The following is a 20,515-nucleotide window of genomic DNA, read 5'->3' as shown; positions in this document are numbered from 1 at the left end:
ACAAATAGAACATATAATGAACTCGACTGTTTTGCATTTTATCAAATAATTTTAACTATATCCAATACAAAGTATCAGATATAAATTAAAATTTATTTTCTTCTATAGTTGATAATAATAAGATCTATCTAATAGAACCACTTTGTTTATTGCTACTTTTACTATATTTTTTAGCAGGTTTATTTGCAATATTATTTAATTTGAGGGGAGGAGCAACAAGCTCCCTTGAATATAATCTGTTACATGCAAAGCCTATACCCAGAATGATCCAAAATAATGGGCTTACATTAACATTGCTATCATTGGCAATTGCCGCTATTAAGTATCCAGTTACAGAAAGCACACATGCAGAACCCACAAAATAATAAAAACTATCTTCTTTTTTAGGTTTAAAATATAGTTTAAATGAGTTTACAATGTACAAAATTATAAAGACTAAGAAGGCTAACAATGAAAATAGTCCTGTATTAATTGCAATCTGTAGATACATATTATGAGGCTTATCGACCAACATATAAGGGGTCCTAAATGCTTTGATTAAGCCCGCGAAATCATTTTGAGGAAAGTATAACCCAAATGTATCCGGGCCATGGCCTAATACCAAGGTGTTTGCTATTAATGGAATAGACCGGGACCAAATATACCCTCTACTGGAAGCCCAGGTTTCATATCCTTCAAAGCCAACCGCTTTAGCCTTCACAATATCGACAAGTTTATTACTCTGGGTAACAAATTTAAAAGAACCAGAATCATCAATGACAACAAAATAGTTTACATTTGGAGCAAAGATATGAATTGAGTTATTTTCAATTTTAAAAGTCAAACCAATATATTTAGGACTATCAAAACCAAATCGGTCTTTATCCTTTGGAGTTGCCATAATTTTCAGTTTACTTCCTGTATCATCAGAAAACTCAAGTTTCCTAGATTGTTGGTTAAATACTACGTTAATGGGGGAGGCACCCATATAAATTGTCATTTTTGCTTTATCAAATGTCATATCAGTTAAGTATTTGGTATCACCATCTTTGTAGATTGGCTGAACATGTTTTTTGGGCAAAAAATCTGTAATTTCATTTGAAATTATATTTCCAAGACTTACGTTAAGAATTATAAGTAAAATAGAACTAGAAAGGAGTATCCCTAGTACTGGAACCCAATACTTTAGTAGCTGTTTCCTATGTAAAATGACCAAGGCTATTGTAGTTATAATGACACTGACAATTCCTGCGCTAGAACGACTTCCAATAAGATTGATCAGAACCAGACCAGATAGAATTGCAGAAAAGATTTTTAAGTATGTTTTTCTTGAAAACAGAAGAGTTACAATAGTAATAGGCAGTGTCATTGCACAGAAGCTACCAACATAGTTTGGATTAAACAGGGTAGAATAAATATAGCGGGATGGGAACTTAAAATTTAAAGTAGTGCCGGAATCTACATATTTTTGTGGGAGAATCAACTGTTTCATAAAATCAGTCTGAAGAAAATCAAAGTTAAATAGCTGAGAGATTCCTAATGTGCTCAAAATAGCAGCGCATATCATTAAAGAACCAAATAACACTTTAATGTCCTTCTCGTTGGATATCAAATGTGCTGATATAAAGCAAATAATAACATAACATAAAATCACCCAAAAACCCTCATATCTATCGATAAAACCCATGAACGCAATATCATGGTATTTTGACATTGACGAAGACAAAAAAACTAAGAAGAGATAAACAAACAACGGTATAAAACCAATATTTAGTTTTAAAATAATTTTCTTAGTATACAAGTAAAAAGAAAAAAAAACAGTTGAGAAGACAGTGAAAATTATTAACCACTGCACTTTGTAATAATTAAAAAAATCACCTACCGTAGGGGAAGAATACAAATTTTTTAGCCCTTCATTTACAGGAACTTCCTTCAAATAAACAATCATTGGTACTACTAATAAAATTAAAGCCAATGGAATTATTTTCACATAATTTTCATTGCTTTTATTAATTTTTTTCAAATTGGTTTCGACCACCTTTCATTATCAACTCACATAATTTTAACATAGCTTAATAAGTAAATAAACTGTAAAATATAACTTTCTAGATATATTCTGAAATAACTTCAATTGACAAACATAAGGGAAAATAGTAATATTAACGTGTTCATAAATTAAACATATAAGAGTATAACATGGATAAAAAACACATTGTACTTAACGAAATACGTAAAAACCCAAAGATAACTCAAAGAGAATTATCAAAAATACTGCAATGCTCTCTTGGGAGCATTAATTTACTCTTGAGTAAAATGGTAAATGAAGGCTTGATTAAGATAAAAAGAATGCCTATGAATAGAATTCGTTATATACTTACGCCAAACGGAGTCTTAGAAAAGCTGCAAAAAACAAGTAAATACATAAAAAGTAACTATAATTTTATCATTAATATACAAGAAACAATTAGGATGACGCTGGAAGATTTAACAAATGAGTATGGAGATATAACCGTCGTTTTAGAAGACGATGAGATAAGTGAGCTTGTTAAGCTTTCAATAGGAGAAAACGATAAAGTAAACTTGATTAGACATGGGGAAACAATTGGAGAATTTAAAACAGTTGTAGCTTTAGATATAAATACTTATAATGTGTTAAAGTCCAAATATAAAAGAGTTGTAAATCTAATTGAATTGATTTAAATAAAGATAATAATTTCAATAAGCTGGGGGTGGTGAAAATATATTTGGTTGTGAAAAGAGTGTTAGATTTTTTAATTGCTTTAATAAGCCTAATAATAATTTTACCAGTTTTTCTGATTTTAGCCATTGCAATAAGATTTGATTCCAAAGGACCTATCTTATTTAGGCAAAAGCGAATTGGAATGAATAAAACATATTTTAATATTTTCAAATTTCGTACAATGAAAATAAATACACCAAAAGATAAACCAACTCATATGCTTGAAGATCCTAAAAAGTACATAACACGACTTGGTGGTTTTCTTCGTAAAACAAGCCTAGATGAGCTTCCGCAAATTATAAATATTCTAATCGGAAACATGTCATTTATAGGACCTCGGCCTGCATTGTGGAATCAGTATGATTTGATTGCTGAACGTGATAAATACGGTGCTAATGACATTCTACCTGGCCTTACAGGATGGGCACAAATTAATGGCAGAGATGAATTACCTATAAACATTAAAGCAAAACTAGATGGTGAATATGTCGAGAAAATGGGATTTTCTATGGATATCAAGTGTTTTTTCTTTACCATTATTTCTGTAATAAAACGTGAGGGTGTTGTAGAAGGAGGGAACGGCAAGATGGAGAAAGTATTAGTGGAAAGTGTGGCTACCGAAAAAACTACCCGCTAGGAGATATTAGAGCATGAAAAAGATTCTTATAACAGGTGCCGACAGCTATATAGGTACTTCACTTGAAAAATGGGTGACACAATGGCCCAATAAATATCAGGTGGAGATTATTGATATGAAAGAACCATCATGGAAGTATAAAAATTTTTTCGGATATGATGTGATTTTTCATGTGGCAGGTATTGCTCATGTGTCTGCTGATCCAAAAATGGAAGAATTATATTATAAGATTAATCGTGATCTCACTATAGAAACTGCTGTCAAGGCAAAGAATGAAGGTGTTAAACAATTCATTTTTATGAGCAGTATTATTGTTTATGGAGATAGTAGTTTCATTAATAGTTCGAGAGTTATAGATAAAAACACAATTCCTAAACCGGCTAATTTTTATGGAAAAAGCAAATTAGAGGCTGAAGAACGGATTAGCGTTTTAGAAAGCAGCGAATTTAAAATAGTAATACTTAGACCGCCAATGATTTACGGTAAAGGATCAAGGGGGAATTACCCGAGATTGGCGAATTATGCCAAGAGGTTTCCTCTTTTCCCTGATATTGAAAACAAAAGAAGTATGCTCTATATTGATAACTTATGTGAATTTATACGGCTTATGATTGATAATGATGAGCAGGGTACTTTTTTTCCACAGAATGCGGAATATGTTAATACAGCCGAAATGGTAAGATTAATCGCAGATATTCACGGAAAAAAGGTTAGACTTGTTAAAATTTTCAACTTAATTTTGAAGATGCTAGGGAGATTTTTTGGAGTGGTTAATAAAGCCTTTGGCAGTCTGGTATATGATATGAAATTATCAGAATACAAACAAAACTATAGGGTTAGAAATTTTCGGGATTCAATTGAAATAACAGAGAAGTGATGAAGGGGTTAGTATAAAATGAGGAAAATGTTAATGCTTGCATCTGTTGCTTCAATGATAGATCAGTTCAATATGTCTAATATAGACATTTTGAAAAGCAAAGGTTATGAAGTTCATGTTGCTGCGAACTTTGAATATGGTAATACAAGTTCAAAAGAGCGGGTAAAAGAGTTCAAGAAGGAATTGGAAGCTCTCGGTATTAAATATTATCACATTGATTTTTCACGTGATATTAAAGATGTAATCGGTAGTATAAAAGCGTATAAAAAGATAGTACAATTAGTAATTAAAAATAAGTATGAGTTTATCCATTGTCATTCACCGATTGGTGGGGTGTGTGGAAGGGTGGCTGCGTTTGAGACAAAGACCAAAGTAATTTATACTGCACACGGATTTCATTTTTTTAAGGGTGCGCCGTTACTTAACTGGTTGATATATTATCCTGTGGAACGATGGCTAGCTAAGTATACTGATGTGCTTATTACAATAAATAGAGAAGATTATGAGCGTACAAAGACATTTAAAGCAAAAAGGATTGAGTATATACCGGGTGTGGGGATAAATATCGTAAAGATTGGGAACGTCAATATAGATACAAATATAAAACGGAATGAGTTGGGTATATCTTCAAATTCTTTAGTCATATTGTCAGTAGGGGAATTAAATAAAAACAAAAATCATGAAACCGTTTTAAAAGCAATTTCAATACTTAAAGAACGTGATATTTGTTATCTAATATGTGGTACAGGTTCCCTGGAGGAATATCTAAAAAAACTATGTACTTCACTAGGAATAGAAGATAAAGTAAAATTCCTTGGTTTTAGAAATGATATTTATGAAATTTACAAGTTAGCTGATATATTTGTTTTTCCATCTTTTCGGGAAGGCCTTTCAGTAGCACTGATGGAATCAATGGCCTCAGGCCTTCCTGTTGTATGTTCAAAAATAAGAGGAAACACTGATTTGGTAAAAAACAACAGAGGTGGTTTTTGTGTCGGACCGCATGATGTGAACGGTTTTACCGAGAGTATTAAAAAGTTATTTAATAATGATCGAAGGATAATGATGGGAAATTTTAATAAAGAAGCGATTAAGAATAATGACGTTATTTGTGTGCAGAACAAGATGAATAAAATTTACTCAGATATAAATTGATGAATTCCACTGTACAATAGCATTTATGAATTGAATGGGAAGAGATTTCGAAAGTACGAAGGGATTAATAATATGAATCTTTATGAAAAATTATTGAACAATCAAGAGAAGATTTCGGTAGTTGGATTGGGCTATGTTGGAATGCCTATTGCTGTGGCCTTTGCTAAAAAAGTAAATGTTGTTGGTTTTGATTTGAATAAATGCAAGATTGAACAATATAAAAATGGTATTGATCTAACTAATGAGGTTGGTAATGATGTCATTAAACAATCTACCGTAGATTTTACGTACGATGAAACCAGACTCCAGGAAGCAAAATTTCACATTGTTGCTGTTCCAACTCCTGTCAATACGGATAAAACTCCAGATCTAAGTCCGGTAGAGGGAGCAAGTAAAATCCTGGGAAGAAACCTATCTAAGGGATCAATTGTAGTGTATGAATCAACTGTATATCCGGGTGTTACTGAAGATATATGTATACCTATACTTGAGAATGAATCAGGATTAAAATGTGGTATTGACTTTAAGGTGGGTTATTCACCAGAACGTATTAATCCGGGAGATAAAGTACATAAATTAGAGAATATAAAAAAGATAGTGTCCGGTATGGATGAAGATTCATTGGACATCATTTCAAAGGTTTATGAACTGGTTATTGAAGTAGGAGTACATAAAGCAAGCTGTATTAAAGTCGCTGAAGCTGCTAAAGTTGTTGAAAACAGTCAACGTGACATAAATATTGCATTTATGAATGAACTAGCTATGGTATTTGGCAGAATGGGCATTGATACAAAAGAAGTTGTAGATGCTATGAACACTAAGTGGAATGCGATTGGATTTTATCCGGGGCTAGTCGGCGGACACTGTATTGGGGTAGATCCTTATTATTTTATATACCAAGCCGAAAAACTTGGGTATCATAGCCAGATTATTTTGGCCGGGAGAAAAATAAATGATGGGATGGGTGAATATATCGCTGACATTATCATTAAAAAGCTTATCTTAGCCAATAAGGTTGTTAAAAAGTCAAAAGTTGTTATCTTGGGATTAACATTTAAAGAAAATTGCCCTGATACACGTAATTCAAAGGTTAATGATATTATTGTACGACTCAGGGAATATGGTATTGAACCTATTGTAGTAGACCCGCAAGCAAACGAAGACGATGCAAAGAAGGAATACGGAGTATATTTGACTGATATATCTGAGGTTAATGATGCAGATTGCCTGGTTTTCGCGGTTGCACATAAACTATTTAAAGAAATGAAGGTTTCAAATATAGATAGTATGTTTAAAAATATAAAAAATTGTGAAAAAGTAATTATCGATGTTAAAAGTATGTTATGTAAAAGTGAGATAGAAGTTGCAGGTTATAGCTATTGGAGATTATAACATTGAGGGAGTTACAATAAATGGTGTTTTTATCAATTATCATTCCTATGTATAATTCTGAATTAACAATAAAAAAGTGTTTAGACTCAATAGGTGATAATAATAAAGTTGAAATAATACTGATTGATGATGGCTCAACTGACAGCACAAAATTAATATGTGAGACTAACTATCGGAATAAAAATTTGATTAAATACATATATCAGAACAATTCAGGCCCTGGTGTAGCGAGAAATACTGGTATATCAGCAGCGACAGGTAAATATATCATGTTTCTGGATTCCGATGATTATCTGGACACGCAAGTTCTTAATACAATTTTAGATAACTATTTGATTCAGGGTGAATATGACATAATATATTATGATTTTGACCAAGTAAATGAAGCAGGACAGGTGATAAGGCATTTTGATTTATCAGCGTTTAACCGTGTTGACAAATATGATCTTATGACATATACGTTATCATGGACACTTCCTTGGGGACAATTTAAAATAATCAATAGAAATATAATTGACAAGTTCAATATCAGGTTTGATGAAGATAACAGAAATTCTGAAGAATTGATATTTACATTAAATTGCATAAATTCAGCATCAAAATTACTATTTTGTAATCTGACCCTGTATAAGTATTTGAAAAGAGAAGGGTCAATGTCAGTAGCAGTAACATGGGAACATTTGTTCAAAACAAGCGTATTGATAATGGGAATTTTAAAAAGTAATTTTGGAGATACGCATAAACAAGGAATTTATAATTTTGAACTGGTTATAAAAATACAAATACTTAAGCTATTGGCTGAACAGTGTAAAGGATTTAGCGGTTATATTAAATATAAAAAATTGCTATACAGTGATGTACACTATTTACTTGAGATGGCTGATATTAATTATTTGCAAAAACGCTATCAATTTATTTATAGATGCTTAAAGGTCAAAATGGACATAATACTGTATATTTCTTTCAAGGGTTTAAAGTTGGGGTGATAATTATTTCTGATCAGTTGGAAAGAAAATATAATAATGGAGCTAAAGTAGTTTTATTAGTATCTGTTTTAGCGATTCCTCTTCAACTTGCTACTTCGGCTGTTATTAGTAGAGTATCTGCCGAAGCATCAGGAATTTTAGGAATTATAGAGTTGTTTTATAATATAATAATTACTTTTTTCTTATTTGGTGGAGAAACAGCTATAGTTAAATTATTGTCTGATATTAAACAACCCTTAAATAAAAAAAGGTTTATTGTATATTACATACGAATATGCTTAATATACTTTGTTGTGTTTACTGTTGCCTTCAGATTATTTGGGATTGATATTATAAAAATATTCGTTGGTATAGACGAAAATACCACGCTAAGTATGTATTTAGCTGGCATATTAATAATTATATGTAATATTTTATTAGCATATGTGAAGGAGCAAGAACATTTCTTTATCTATTCAATTGGTACTAAGGTATTTAACATAGTCACTTTTTTTGGGACTTTATATATTGCTGTTATTAATAAAAGCAATGCTAAATCAAATCTATTTATGTCACTATTTATAGGGTTTATATTATTACTTATATACCTTTTGATAAAAAATAAGCTTTTTAATTTAAAAGCTTTATTTGAGTTTAAAAGACCTGAGCAGAAGATTTTCAAATATGCTCTATTTCTACATCTCTCAACAATTATGGCTTTTATATTTGATAAGGCTGATCAGATCATAATCATTAATAAACTGGGCCTGGGTGTATTGGGAGGATATTACCTAATAGTGAAAATAGTAAATATGATTAAGTTAATCCCTAATATTTATAATTCAACTTTTTATCCATATATATGTAAACAATTAAATAAAGAAACCTCTAATAAAATTTTTGGAATTCTGATTAATAGAAATCTGATGATTATTTTTCCAATTACCGTGTCAATTGTGATGAACTCTAAGTTAATTGTAAGAGTTCTTTTTGGCCCGGAATACTTAGATTATACAAATATATTACAGCTTTTTACAATTACTGTTATTATTTCTGCACCGGCAATAATATTGAACAATTATTTGTTTGCTCTAGGGAAATCAAAGCAGTATTTTATTATAAGTGTAATATCAGTAGTATTTCAAGTGTCTTTAATGCTTCCATTGCTTAAATATGTGGGGATTGAAGGCCTAGTAATTGTAAGAGTTGTTGCATCAATTATTACCATTAGTTTGTGTAAGCTTTACTTACGTAAGATGGATTATGAGATAAAATTATCAAATCAATATTATTTATATTGCTCACTATTGTGTATTTTGGGTTTGATAATTAAAATTAAAAACACAAATGATTTAATAAACCTACTTATAACAATTGTTGTTTTAATAATATTTTGTATATTTAACCGTAATAGTTTGTTGAATCTTATAAAAGTCAAGCAGATTTAACATCATTAAAATGAGGAGATTTTCTTATGAGAAAGGTATTATTTATAATTAAGATCACCATTATCGGTTTTTTTGAGGGGTTTTTAGACGTATTTCCTGATGGTTCATACGGTGATCTTATTCGTGGCTGGTTTATTAAAACTAGGATAAAAAAGTGTGGAAAAAAATTAAAGGTATCTAAACATGTTAGAATTCTTAATGCACAGAATTTAATAATAGAAGATAATGTTTATATTGGTTATGGAACATGGATGGATGCAAAATATGGAGTTTCTATAGGAAGTAAAACAATGATTGGGCCATATGTTATAATTGCATCAGGTAATCACGAATTTAATTTAGATGATATGTCTTTTTTTAACAAGTCTAAGGGAAAAATGGTGACAATAGGTAGAGGTTGCTGGATAGGGGCAGAATCAGTTATTACTTCGACAGGTAACTTAAGTAATTATTGTTTAGTAGCTGCGAGAACTATAATAACAAAACCTATTCCAGAAAAAAGTAGGGTTATTAATGTTAATCAAATTGTAGGAAAGGTAGTCTAAATTAATTGTTGATTTATATTTGTAAGTTTGCATTAAGAAAAATAGGAGGATTATGTATGAGTTTTTTGAGTAAAGTATATAAAGTTTATAAATACGATAATCCGTATTTTAAAAGGATTAATAAAATATTTTTAGAGTATAATGGTGCATCTTTAGATGAAATTCAAAGTTACCAAGTGGATAAACTTAAATCTTTACTAATAGAAAGTTTTAAATATGTACCTTATTATCACAAACTTTTTGATGAGTGTGGTTTTAATCCTGAGAGATTTAGTAATTTAGATGACCTTTGTAAGATTCCTATATTAACGAAGAAAGATATCAATACCAACAGAAACGATCTTATCTCAAAAAATTATCAAAACAAAAAGTTAGTTGAGATAAGTACAGGCGGTACAACAGGTACACCAATGGTTCTTTATTTTTCTAAACAAAGTAAGTATGTTAGGATCGGTAACTGGACGAAATGGAAAAAAGTTAGTGGTGTAGATTTTAAAAATGATAGATATTGTTATATTGGGAAAATACTAAACTCTGATTTTCCTATAAAAAAAGATCAGTTAAATGATATAATACTGTTTGCCTCAAATAAAATGACAGAGCCAAATATTCTAAAACTTATTGAGGAACTTAAAATTTTTAAACCTGTGTATATTCAAGGGTATGCATCGGCTTTGTATATACTTGCGACGGGTATAAAAAAACTGAATATTGATGTTTCCCAATTACGGTTAAAGGCAATTTTAACATCTTCTGACACGCTTTTTCCTACATATAGAGATACTATTGAGAAAGTATTTAATTGTAAGGTATTTGATCATTATGGACAGAATGAAGATTGTATAGTTGGTACAGAATGTGAATTACACAATGGTTATCATATTCATGAAGAAACAACATATGCAGAAGTGATTGATTTAATCAGCAACAGACCATCTGATGCTATTGGTAAAATAGTAGGAACTAATTTATGGAATTATGCTATGCCTTTAATAAGGTATGAAATAGGTGATGTTGGGAGGCTTGTTTCTGAGTCGTGTGAATGTGGAAGTAAGCATAGGAGAATTCTTGATTTTCAAGGAAGATTAGATGATATTATTAAACTACCTGATGGGACACCCATCTCAGCGGGAAGTCTGAATCAACCTATGAAAAAATCTGTTCAAGAAATCATTGAAATACAATATATACAGAAATCAATTAACTCCTTAGACATAAATATCGTTCCAGATGTTCATTTTTCACAAAAAACTATAGAAAAATTTAGTCGTGAGTTAGAAAATTTAATTGGAAATAATTTGGAGATACAATTCAAAATTGTTGATTCAATTCCCAGAGAAAAGAACGGAAAATATAGATTCATTAAGAGTGAATTGTAGGTGTATTTATGAAGATAAAAGATTTTGTTTTGAAAATAGTTAATAAGCCAGTAGATAACATTACTAGCTCCCAAACTTTATATGAAGCTTTACTGGCCATACTCAATATGGATATTAAGTTTGATGATATAAAGTACAAGATACAAGCTAAAAAAGTTGCTGATTTGATTATGAAATCTCAACTAAAAGATGGTGGTTTTGATATAGGGTATAATTTTTTATTCGGTAAGCAAATGAGCAAAAAGTCACACAAAGAGTCAACTACGCCGGAAATACTATCTGTTTATGCACTAATTAAATATTACGACCTATACAAAGATGATAAGGTTGTACAATCAATTAAGCACGGAATTAACTGGATCAGAAACTTTTCCTATAAATATAAAGATTGTTACTGGGTTATACCCTATGCTCCGTGCTCATACAAAGAAGTTCATATAACCAATGGCATTTCATTTACCGTTGGTACATTAGTATACTATATGCATGTTTTTAATGATTATGGTTTAAAAGATATATGTGATGGAATGCTAACGTACATGAAAGATCAACTTATAATTTATAGAGAAAGCGGATACTGGAATTACTTTGAAAAGGAACTTATGACAGATCCTTTTTATATTAAAATTGATAACTATCATATAGCTCAACAATTATATTATCATTTAGAGATTGATAAGTACTATTCAAACGAGGATAATAAAGAAATAATAAGATTAGTATCTGTATATCTTAAACGAAAATTGACTGATGATATAGCTGTTCCATATATTGAGGTTAACGGTAAAATATCAAGGGATATACACACATGGGGGTATTGTTCATTATTATTGTGTGCTTTGTTGTGGGAAGATTCGTTGCATATTGAAAGAATAAAAGCCTTTATGGCTAGTAAATTTATTGTTTCAGATCATTTTGCACCCATTATCAAACCATCTGGTGAAATAGTTGACAAAAATTACTATCCCAGATCAGATGCTTGGGTATTACATTCTTTGAGTGAATATTTGCTATATGTTAGTGATGAACAGGTAAGAAAAATAATTGATACTGGGTTGGATAAATTAGGTAGCTGTTATTATAAGGGATATGAAAATCATGTCTTGACTAAACGAAAAAAAATGTTTAATTTTTTAGTAAGAATATTAAAAAACGCAATTAGAAGGTGAAAACGTGAAGATATGGATAGTAACAAATGCATATTTGCCTGAAAAGGGTGGTTTGGTATCGTATACAAGGAACTTGGCACTACAGTTGCTTAAAGAAGGCAAAGAAGTGGAGATAATAACTTCAAATTTAAAGAATACGGAACTGCCTGAGTTTGAGAACATTGAGGGAGTTTCTGTTAAGAGGGTGGATTATTCTAATGTACCGAAGCTTTTAATGCTATTTTCCCCCATTGTATATTACTTCCGGACTAAGGCTTATATAAAGGCATTGCAGATAGCTGAAGATGATATTGTTATTTCAAGATTTTATAGTTTTGCACTTGCTGTTTCAAAGGCAAAAAGACATGACAGGCACATCTTTATTACTCCCTTAGTTGCAACAAAACTTCAGATTATTGCCGCTAAAGAAAATAGAAGCTTAAAAAAATTATACTACTATTTTATTCTGCCACAATTAGCAATATTGGACAAACTAGCTATAAAAACAGCACCTAAAGTTGGAGTTTTAAGTGATTCAAAACGGCAAGAAGTAGTTAATTATTTCAAGCTGAAGAATAGAAAGGTTGCAGTACTACCGCCCGGTGTAGATACTAACAGGTTTGATTTGGCTTCTGATAATGAAAAGGATAGTTTAAGGAAAAAGCTAAACTATGCTGGCGAAGACATTATTCTTTTATGTGTTAGCAGGTTATCAAGTGAAAAAAATTTAGAAATACTTATTCGCTGTATGACTAAAATAGAAGATAAAAATGTAAAGTTAGCTTTTGTTGGAGATGGAGAATGTTGGAGTATATTGGAATCACTAATATTAAAATACAATTTACAGAAACGTGTAAAATTGTGGGGTGCGAGGACTAATGTGGAAGATTACTATAAAATGGCTGATGTTTTCATCTTGCCAAGTAAGTATGAAGGGTTCGGACATGTTTATATTGAGGCTATGTCTTGTGGTTTACCCTGTATAGCAGCGAAATCAAATCCACCTGAAACAATTACAGCAAGCGGAGAAATTATAACAGATAAAAAATTGGGATGCTTGGTTGATTATAATAGTGAAGAGCAGATTATAGCGGCTATATTTAATTGTATTACCAATCTTGGTAAAAATGGGCAGGAGAGGCGTAAGCACGTTCTTGACAATTATACTTGGGAAAAACACTATAAAGATATTGAAAGGATAATACTTAATGATAGAAGCTGGGAATAAAAAAATTGATTACCATCAATTAATTTATCTTTTTCTAATACTTGTTTTTTTCCCATTCCCATCAAAATCGATAGGTTATTCGGTGGCGTTATACGTTTGTGATTTTACATTGATAGGGTACATTTCAATATTAATATTGAAAAAGCGATACCCATTTGTAATAACAAACACGTCAAAATATTTTGCTTTTATCCTGATTTTAAATTTTATGGGGATATTAGTATCCTGGATAAACGGGTATGGTTCGAGTTTGCGCCAGTTCACTGAAATAATAAGAACGATAGAGTGGGTGATTATACATAATTACTTTTATAATTTATTTGAAAAGAACAAACAGAGGAACATTAATTTTAATGACATAATAACAAGGTGTATTGTTATTATCTTACTATTGTTAATTCCATTTATAGTAGTTGAGCTTTTTAACTTACCTTTAAAGCCTGTTCTAAGAGAACTTTATGAAATGAATAAATCCGGTAATATATTTCAGTACTATAACCGAATAGTCGGGCCTTTTAGAAATCCTAACTTTTTAGGTATATGGATATCAATTACATTTATATATATATACTTGTCAAATGTAAGAGTTTTACTCAAGGTTATGTTACTTTTGGAATGTGGAGGAATAGTATACTTTTCCGGATCGAGAACAGCGCTATTTACTTGTGGAATACTATTTATTATTGCATTGGGGTTTCAGATGTTTAATAATTATGGGATGGCGTTTATTAAACAGATCGCTGTTATAGGTATTTTGATTGTTTTAGCAGGTATTGTTGTTTCAAATAATTCAAATTTATTTTTTTCTATAAGACTTAAATCATTGGGTAGTGCGCTTACCACATTGGGAGAACGAACGGCAATTTGGGAAAGCCTTGGCAAGTTAATATCAGATAACTTCATATTTGGGAATGGAATTATTAAAAGTGACGATTATATTTTGGATAATTTGTACCTACAATATATTTTCAATTACGGAATAGTCGGATTAAGCCTCCTTGTTTGTTTTCTTATTCGAAACCTGTATAGAATATTTATTGTATATGTTCAGAACAAGAAGAATAATTTTCTACTGTTTCTTTTAATGACACAAATAGCTTTTATCATAGTTGGTGTTACCGTACAAATATTTGATGTCCTACAGATAGTCTTTTGGTATTTTATGAGTGTGGCGTATACTGATTATCTATGGCATAATAGGAATACAGTCAAATAATTAATTGAAAATAAAAAATTAAATTTGAGAAAGGAATGCATGTGGCGTTTTTTATGTCATGCAAGTATTAATATGATTGAAAATCAACTGAACGTTAACAGTCAGAGTATTAACCAACAGAATGAAATTTATTTGAAAGAACTCTTTATGGCTTTATGGAAGCGCAAGATTATGATAGTAAGCATTGCACTTATAGGTGCTATTTTGGCAGGTCTGTTCAGCATGTTTATACTATCACCTGTTTATGATGCAAAGCTGAATATAGTTATAAGCATGCCTGAGACATATAATACAAGATACGGAGAATACAAGTTACCCATTACTACTAATGAACAATACATAAATTTAATTACCAGTAATGATGTTCTTTTAAAAACAATAAAGGACATGAAATATAGTAATGTGACCCTTGAAAATTTAAAGAAGCAAATATCTATAGGTAAAGTCGCTGCAAATTCGACAGATATTGTCCAGAACAGCTTTGAGGTGACAGTGTCGGCAGATGAGCCAAAAGAAGCACAGAAACTAGCTCAGGTCCTGTACAATAATTATATTGAGTTTGCAGATGTTATGACCAAGGAAAGAGCAATTAATTATTATATTAACCATTTCAAGGTTGACAAGAACTCTCAGGATATTTTACTGAAGAGTGCCCGTGAGATTTTAAAGAAAAATGAAGAGCTTCTGGCAAAAACTCCTGAAACAATTAATCAAAAGGATGCTATGAGCCAGGTGACAAATACCAAGGATTTTGTTGTCCTTGAAAATATTATTAATCCCAATTATACAAAAATTGAAAATGATATTATTCTAAAAAATCAGGAAATAAATACCATTGAGGATACTATCAGGACTGATATTGAAAATCTTACGCAGCTGGATATTGAGAAAAAAGCTATAGATAAATACTATGAAACAGGGAAAGAAGCTAAACTTGATTCAAGCCTGATAGGTGTCGTTGAAACAAGTATTTATTTACCCTCTCCGCCGGTGGCACCGACTCAGAAAACAAGTCCAAGTAATGCTCGTAATGCTGCTATAGGTTTGATTCTAGGTGGTATGCTTGCATGTGGAATAGCTTTAATTAGGGAGTATTGGTTTAAGAAAGCATAGTTTGGGTTAGGAGAAATATAGTTAAAGAATTATGAGTTTTTATAAGGTTTGAGTTGATAAGACTCAAGCCTTTTTTGATATACTTCACTCAAACCTGATTTACTGTTATAATAAAGTAAGTTGATGAAATCCAAGGAATGGAGTTTGGCAAATGATATACAAAGTAAGAGTATTGTTTTTAATAGTACTGGATATAATCTTGATAAATATTTCTCTTTTACTTGCATATTTCTTGAGATTTGAGTTGAGCTTTGGAAATATTTCGTCAGAGTTTATAAAAGAAATACCGCATCTTATATTAATAGCTACAATTATAAAAATAGCAGCATTTTACATATTTAAATTATACAACAGCTTATGGAAATATGCCGGAATATATGAACTGATGAATATTATAATAGCATCGTTCCTGAGTAATACATTTATGCTTGGATACGTATTTCTAACCCAAACACATGTGCCCAGAAGTATATTCATAATTACATTCTTTATAGATTGTTTTTCAATTGGCGCCCTGAGGCTTGGATACCGTGTTTTCAGACGTATAATAAGAGGCGAAGTTATCCTGATCAGAAATAATAAAAAAATTCTTCTTATTGGTGCTGGAGATGCAGGTGCCTCACTTATAAACGAGTTTCATCTTCATCCCGAACTGAAGAGTACACCGGTGGCAATAATTGATGATAGCCGTGGAAAGCAGGGTAAAAAGCTCAATGGAGTCACTGTTGTGGGTACTAGAAACGATATTGTCAGGGTGGCTCAGGAGAAGGATATTGATGAGATAGTTATTGCTATTCCTTCTGCATCACCTAAAACCATCAATGAACTTTTTAGCATATGCTCCAACACCAAATGTAAGGTGAAAATTTTGCCTTCACTTTCCCAATTAATAGATGAAACAGTTTCGGTACAGAAAATCCGTGATGTAAATATTGAGGACTTGCTGGGGAGAGATCCGATCAAGCTTGATAATAATGAAATTGGCAGCCTTATCAGTGAACGTGTGGTAATGGTAACCGGAGGCGGTGGTTCCATAGGCTCAGAGCTGTGCAGGCAGATAGCAGCTTTTTCTCCTAAACAGCTTATAATATTGGACAATTATGAAAACAATGCATATGACATACAGAATGAGCTCCTTGTAAAACACCCCGAATTAAATCTTGTTGCGGTCATTGCCAATGTCAGGGAAAAACCAAGATTGGAAAATATATTTAGAGGTTACAAGCCTGATATAATATTCCATGCTGCCGCTCATAAGCATGTCCCGCTCATGGAAGCCAATCCCACGGAAGCCATAAAGAACAACATATTTGGAACGCTGAATGTGGCCGAATGTGCAGATAAATTCGGAGCAAAGCGATTTGTTATGATATCCACTGACAAGGCGGTTAACCCTACCAATATCATGGGGGCTACAAAAAGGGTAGCCGAAATGATTATTCAGGCTTTCTCAAAACATAGCAAAACAGAATTTGTTGCGGTCAGATTCGGAAATGTACTGGGCAGCAACGGCAGTGTTATCCCCCTGTTTAAAAAACAGATAGAGCAGGGCGGCCCTGTTACAGTCACAGATCCTGAGATCATCAGGTATTTTATGACAATACCCGAAGCGGTTCAGCTAGTGCTTCAGGCCGGGGCTATGGCAAAGGGCGGGGAAATTTTTGTACTGGATATGGGTGAGCCGGTCAAGATTTATGATCTTGCCAGAAACCTTATAAAACTGTCAGGATTTGAACCAGACGTGGATATTAAAATTGAATTTACAGGCTTGAGGCCCGGGGAAAAGCTCTATGAAGAGCTGCTGCTGGCCGAAGAGGGAATTGAGGCTACAAAAAACAACAAAATATATGTGGCCAAGCCTTTACATACGGATCTTGCAATACTCAGGCGTGAAATCGAATGTTTGAGAGATATAATTATAAACAATGCCGACCAGGTCCGGGATTACATGAAAATAATAGTCCCTAATTACGATTATAAGGATATTGTTTGATCTAAAATCATACAAATTAAAAAATACACAGTATTATATTATAACTGAAATTATAAGCTTAAGAAAAAAGGAAGGGAGGTAGCTGCGTAAAGCTGTGATGGTGAAAACAGATCGCGAAGCAATTTTGTTTGCGCAGCAATGAAGATTGATACATAAAAACAAAAGGTTGCATATATGTCTGCTGATTATTTTAACTCTGACATTCCACATTCAGGGTATATCTGTAGCAGCAGACAATGGTGACGGTAAACAAAATGTCAATAATGTTTCACAACCCTTAAAGCTGTCTCTGGAAGATGCCATAAAAAGGGGAGTGGAGAGTTCTTCGCAATTAACTTCAATGGATATATCAATAAAAAAAATGTGGAGAGTGACAGATGAGGATAAATCCTTTAAGGAGTTGACCGCTGTTACCCAGGGTGAGCTGGATGAGCTGGATGAATACTATAAATTGTCTGAGAGAAAGACACTCTCTGACAATCTGACCAATTTAGAAGAAGATCTGTTTGCAAAATACAGGGATAAATATGGGGATGCACCATATTACAGACAGACACTTTATGAGAATTATTTAAACGGCAGGGCATTTTCAAATTATTCTTCCTGGCTTCAGGTGCTGAGTCTTAAAGATTCTTATAACACAAACAGGGCAAAGCTTGAGGGTGATATTCAAGCTGCTTACTATAACTTGCTTTATTTTAATGAACTGTACCAATCTCTGGAGGACTCTCTCAATACAATGGAAAAGCAGTATTCGGGTATGGTTTTGAAATATGAAAAAGGGTTAGTCTCGGAACTTGATAAATATAAGTTTGGGGTAGAGCTCAGCAAAAAAAAGCTGCAGTTACAAAAAAGTAAAAGAAACAGAGAATATCAGGAATTGGTACTTAAACAGATCTGCGGCATAGAACGTTCTCAGGCAATAGAATTGACCGGTAAGGAAGCCGGTTTGAATAAAGAATATAAGCTGGATACATATAAGAACTACCTTGATAAGGCTCTTGCAGAAAGAAGTGAAGTGGTAAATGCAAAGCTTCAGATGGATGTGTATAAACAAGAGCTGGAATATTACGACAAGTACATAAGGCAACAATACACATTTGCCCGCACAAATCTTCAGCAGCAGCTGGAGGATTCTGAATTTGCCGTAACACAGAGTACATTGAATATAACAGGCGATATTCAAGCGGCATACACCGATGCAAAGTCGGTTCAAAGCCAACTGGAAATCAAAAAAAGCGATTCCCAAAATAAAAAGTCTGATTATAATATCGCAGAGAAAAAGTATTCACAAGGGCAGCTAAGCCTTGTAGAGCTTTGGAATGCAAAGGATGCGGCAAATAATGCTGAAATAGAATATAAAAAGGCACAACGGGATTCGGCGTATTGCTTTTATAGACTTAAGGAGCTTGCATGCAAGCTTGGTCCCGGCTACCAGGTAAACGGCGCAAATGTTGCCATACTAGAATAATTAAAGAAAAGATGGTGTTTGTATGAAAATAAATATAAAAACAAAACTGAAAAACATAATAGCCGGGCTGATGATATTTGGCATCACGTTTTCAACACCCTTTGCCGTGCCGGTTCAGGCGGCAGGTGCCGAAAGTATGACTAAAATATTTAGTCTTGACACTTTAATTGCAGAAGTGATGAATACAAATCCTGAAATCAAGCTTCTGGACAATCAGCTGGTAACTCAGGAAAAGCGTTATAAAAATGCGGTTGACAATGCAGAAAGTCAAAAGCTGTATGATGAAAACCCGGGTAAGGATATAGCGGAAACTAAAAGAAATATTTTATTATACCCGCTGCAGGTTAAAAACAGACTGGAACAGCTTAAATGGGAAAAGAACAACAAGGTTATGACTATGAAGGCGGATGCTTCAAAGTTGTATTATCAATATATTTTTAAGCAGTATGAGATTGAGTCCCAGGGAAAGTCTGTCGAAAGAGCAAAGATTGAACTGACTGTCGAACAGGAAAAAGTCAAACTTGGAAAGTTAAGCAGCCTATCTCTTGGTCAGAGTGAAAACGCTGTAGATCTGGCAAACCAGAAGCTTGGTAAACTGAATGCAGAACTTACAGCTATAGAAATGAAAATTAATTCCTTGCTTAATTATGATTTGGAGCAAAAGATTCAATTTAATTCAGAAACAGTCAAGATAGATGAATATACAATAAATGATAAAAATATTGAAGCTCTTACTGAAAAGAGAAAGCTGGAGAGCAATTCTATAGCTCAGCTTCAGAGACAGATCGAAGAAGCAAAGATTGATTCCTATGCCGGGTCCTACACCCGTGGAAATACCGGATCAAATTATGAAATGCTGCAGGATAAACCAAAAGAATTGGAAAATCAAATCGAGATTGAAAAGTATAATATAGAGCAAAAGATAAGGACCGATTATACAAAAATATTAAATTTATATGATAATATTTCCATTTCAAAGCTTCAATACGATTTAAGTGCTAAGCTTTTTGACGTAGCTGACAAGAAGTACAAACAGGAAATGATAAGCTATGTAGATTATTTGAAAGCGGCTGAGGACAAGGAAAATGCCATGATCCAGTATGACCAGGCACAACTTTCCTACCTCACGGCAGTTTTGGATTTCAAGCTGTATACTGAGCAATTGGTGTAATTTGGCAGCAGCAATTCTGCAACATTTTTCGACTTATTGCGTCTAAATTACAGCATTG

At 32.4% G+C, this 20,515-nt stretch carries 17 protein-coding genes; 16 read left to right on the top strand and 1 reads right to left on the bottom strand.

The annotated features are described in order from the left end of the window. Positions 1–124: 124 nt before the first annotated feature. Positions 125–2,002 (bottom strand): O-antigen ligase family protein, encoded by a 1,878-nt coding sequence (locus CTER_RS19810; protein ID WP_004628547.1) that lies wholly within the window; start codon positions 2,000–2,002, stop codon positions 125–127. A gap of 173 nt (positions 2,003–2,175) precedes the next feature. Between CTER_RS19810 and CTER_RS19805 the strand changes: the two genes are divergently transcribed. The 16 genes from CTER_RS19805 (at position 2,176) to CTER_RS19730 (ending at position 20,457) form a co-directional block, all read left to right on the top strand. Continuing rightward, positions 2,176–2,679 carry a winged helix-turn-helix transcriptional regulator gene (locus tag CTER_RS19805; protein WP_004628650.1) on the top strand — a complete coding sequence of 168 codons (504 nt, stop codon included), beginning with the start codon at positions 2,176–2,178 and terminating at the stop codon, positions 2,677–2,679. A 44-nt stretch (positions 2,680–2,723) separates the two neighbouring features. Beyond that, on the top strand, positions 2,724–3,356 hold the full coding sequence (locus CTER_RS19800) for a sugar transferase (protein WP_004628579.1): 633 nt from the start codon (positions 2,724–2,726) through the stop codon (positions 3,354–3,356). A gap of 13 nt (positions 3,357–3,369) precedes the next feature. Further along, a complete protein-coding gene (locus tag CTER_RS19795; RefSeq protein WP_004628589.1) occupies positions 3,370–4,233 on the top strand; it encodes an NAD-dependent epimerase/dehydratase family protein in 864 nt (287 codons plus the stop codon). Between the two features lie 18 nt (positions 4,234–4,251). Then, the gene (locus tag CTER_RS19790; RefSeq protein ID WP_040761714.1) at positions 4,252–5,388 is read left to right on the top strand and encodes a glycosyltransferase family 4 protein; all 1,137 of its coding nucleotides are present in this window, start codon (positions 4,252–4,254) and stop codon (positions 5,386–5,388) included. Positions 5,389–5,460: 72 nt separating this feature from the next. Then, positions 5,461–6,780 carry a nucleotide sugar dehydrogenase gene (locus CTER_RS19785; protein ID WP_004628560.1) on the top strand — a complete coding sequence of 440 codons (1,320 nt, stop codon included), beginning with the start codon at positions 5,461–5,463 and terminating at the stop codon, positions 6,778–6,780. A gap of 20 nt (positions 6,781–6,800) precedes the next feature. Next, entirely contained in the window at positions 6,801–7,766 is a 966-nt protein-coding gene (locus CTER_RS19780; RefSeq protein ID WP_004628602.1) for a glycosyltransferase family 2 protein, read from the top strand. Beyond that, positions 7,763–9,193 (top strand): lipopolysaccharide biosynthesis protein, encoded by a 1,431-nt coding sequence (locus tag CTER_RS19775; protein ID WP_004628614.1) that lies wholly within the window; start codon positions 7,763–7,765, stop codon positions 9,191–9,193. Before CTER_RS19780 ends, CTER_RS19775 begins: the two co-directional genes overlap by 4 nt. Positions 9,194–9,219: 26 nt before the next feature. Continuing rightward, on the top strand, positions 9,220–9,738 hold the full coding sequence (locus CTER_RS27170) for an acyltransferase (RefSeq protein ID WP_004628599.1): 519 nt from the start codon (positions 9,220–9,222) through the stop codon (positions 9,736–9,738). A gap of 56 nt (positions 9,739–9,794) precedes the next feature. Further along, positions 9,795–11,117 carry a phenylacetate--CoA ligase family protein gene (locus CTER_RS19765; protein WP_004628582.1) on the top strand — a complete coding sequence of 441 codons (1,323 nt, stop codon included), beginning with the start codon at positions 9,795–9,797 and terminating at the stop codon, positions 11,115–11,117. An 8-nt stretch (positions 11,118–11,125) separates the two neighbouring features. Further along, complete coding sequence (locus tag CTER_RS19760; RefSeq protein ID WP_004628566.1) at positions 11,126–12,286, top strand: glycoside hydrolase family protein; 1,161 nt, start codon at positions 11,126–11,128, stop codon at positions 12,284–12,286. 4 nt (positions 12,287–12,290) lie between these two features. Next, complete coding sequence (locus tag CTER_RS19755; RefSeq protein WP_004628595.1) at positions 12,291–13,493, top strand: glycosyltransferase family 4 protein; 1,203 nt, start codon at positions 12,291–12,293, stop codon at positions 13,491–13,493. Then, positions 13,474–14,709, top strand: coding sequence for an O-antigen ligase family protein (locus tag CTER_RS19750; RefSeq protein WP_004628608.1), 1,236 nt, complete (start codon positions 13,474–13,476; stop codon positions 14,707–14,709). Before CTER_RS19755 ends, CTER_RS19750 begins: the two co-directional genes overlap by 20 nt. Positions 14,710–14,748: 39 nt before the next feature. Next, the gene (locus tag CTER_RS19745; RefSeq protein WP_083909043.1) at positions 14,749–15,822 is read left to right on the top strand and encodes a Wzz/FepE/Etk N-terminal domain-containing protein; all 1,074 of its coding nucleotides are present in this window, start codon (positions 14,749–14,751) and stop codon (positions 15,820–15,822) included. Positions 15,823–15,973: 151 nt separating this feature from the next. Continuing rightward, positions 15,974–17,815 carry a polysaccharide biosynthesis protein gene (locus CTER_RS19740; RefSeq protein WP_004628628.1) on the top strand — a complete coding sequence of 614 codons (1,842 nt, stop codon included), beginning with the start codon at positions 15,974–15,976 and terminating at the stop codon, positions 17,813–17,815. 145 nt (positions 17,816–17,960) lie between these two features. Beyond that, positions 17,961–19,286 carry a TolC family protein gene (locus CTER_RS19735; protein ID WP_004628554.1) on the top strand — a complete coding sequence of 442 codons (1,326 nt, stop codon included), beginning with the start codon at positions 17,961–17,963 and terminating at the stop codon, positions 19,284–19,286. A gap of 22 nt (positions 19,287–19,308) precedes the next feature. Beyond that, the gene (locus tag CTER_RS19730; protein WP_004628629.1) at positions 19,309–20,457 is read left to right on the top strand and encodes a TolC family protein; all 1,149 of its coding nucleotides are present in this window, start codon (positions 19,309–19,311) and stop codon (positions 20,455–20,457) included. Positions 20,458–20,515: the final 58 nt, after the last annotated feature.

The organism is Ruminiclostridium cellobioparum subsp. termitidis CT1112, from assembly GCF_000350485.1.
Taxonomy (GTDB): domain Bacteria; phylum Bacillota; class Clostridia; order Acetivibrionales; family DSM-1351; genus Ruminiclostridium; species Ruminiclostridium termitidis.
Note: the sequence above shows the minus strand (reverse complement) of the source record. Positions and strands in the feature narration are given on the sequence as shown.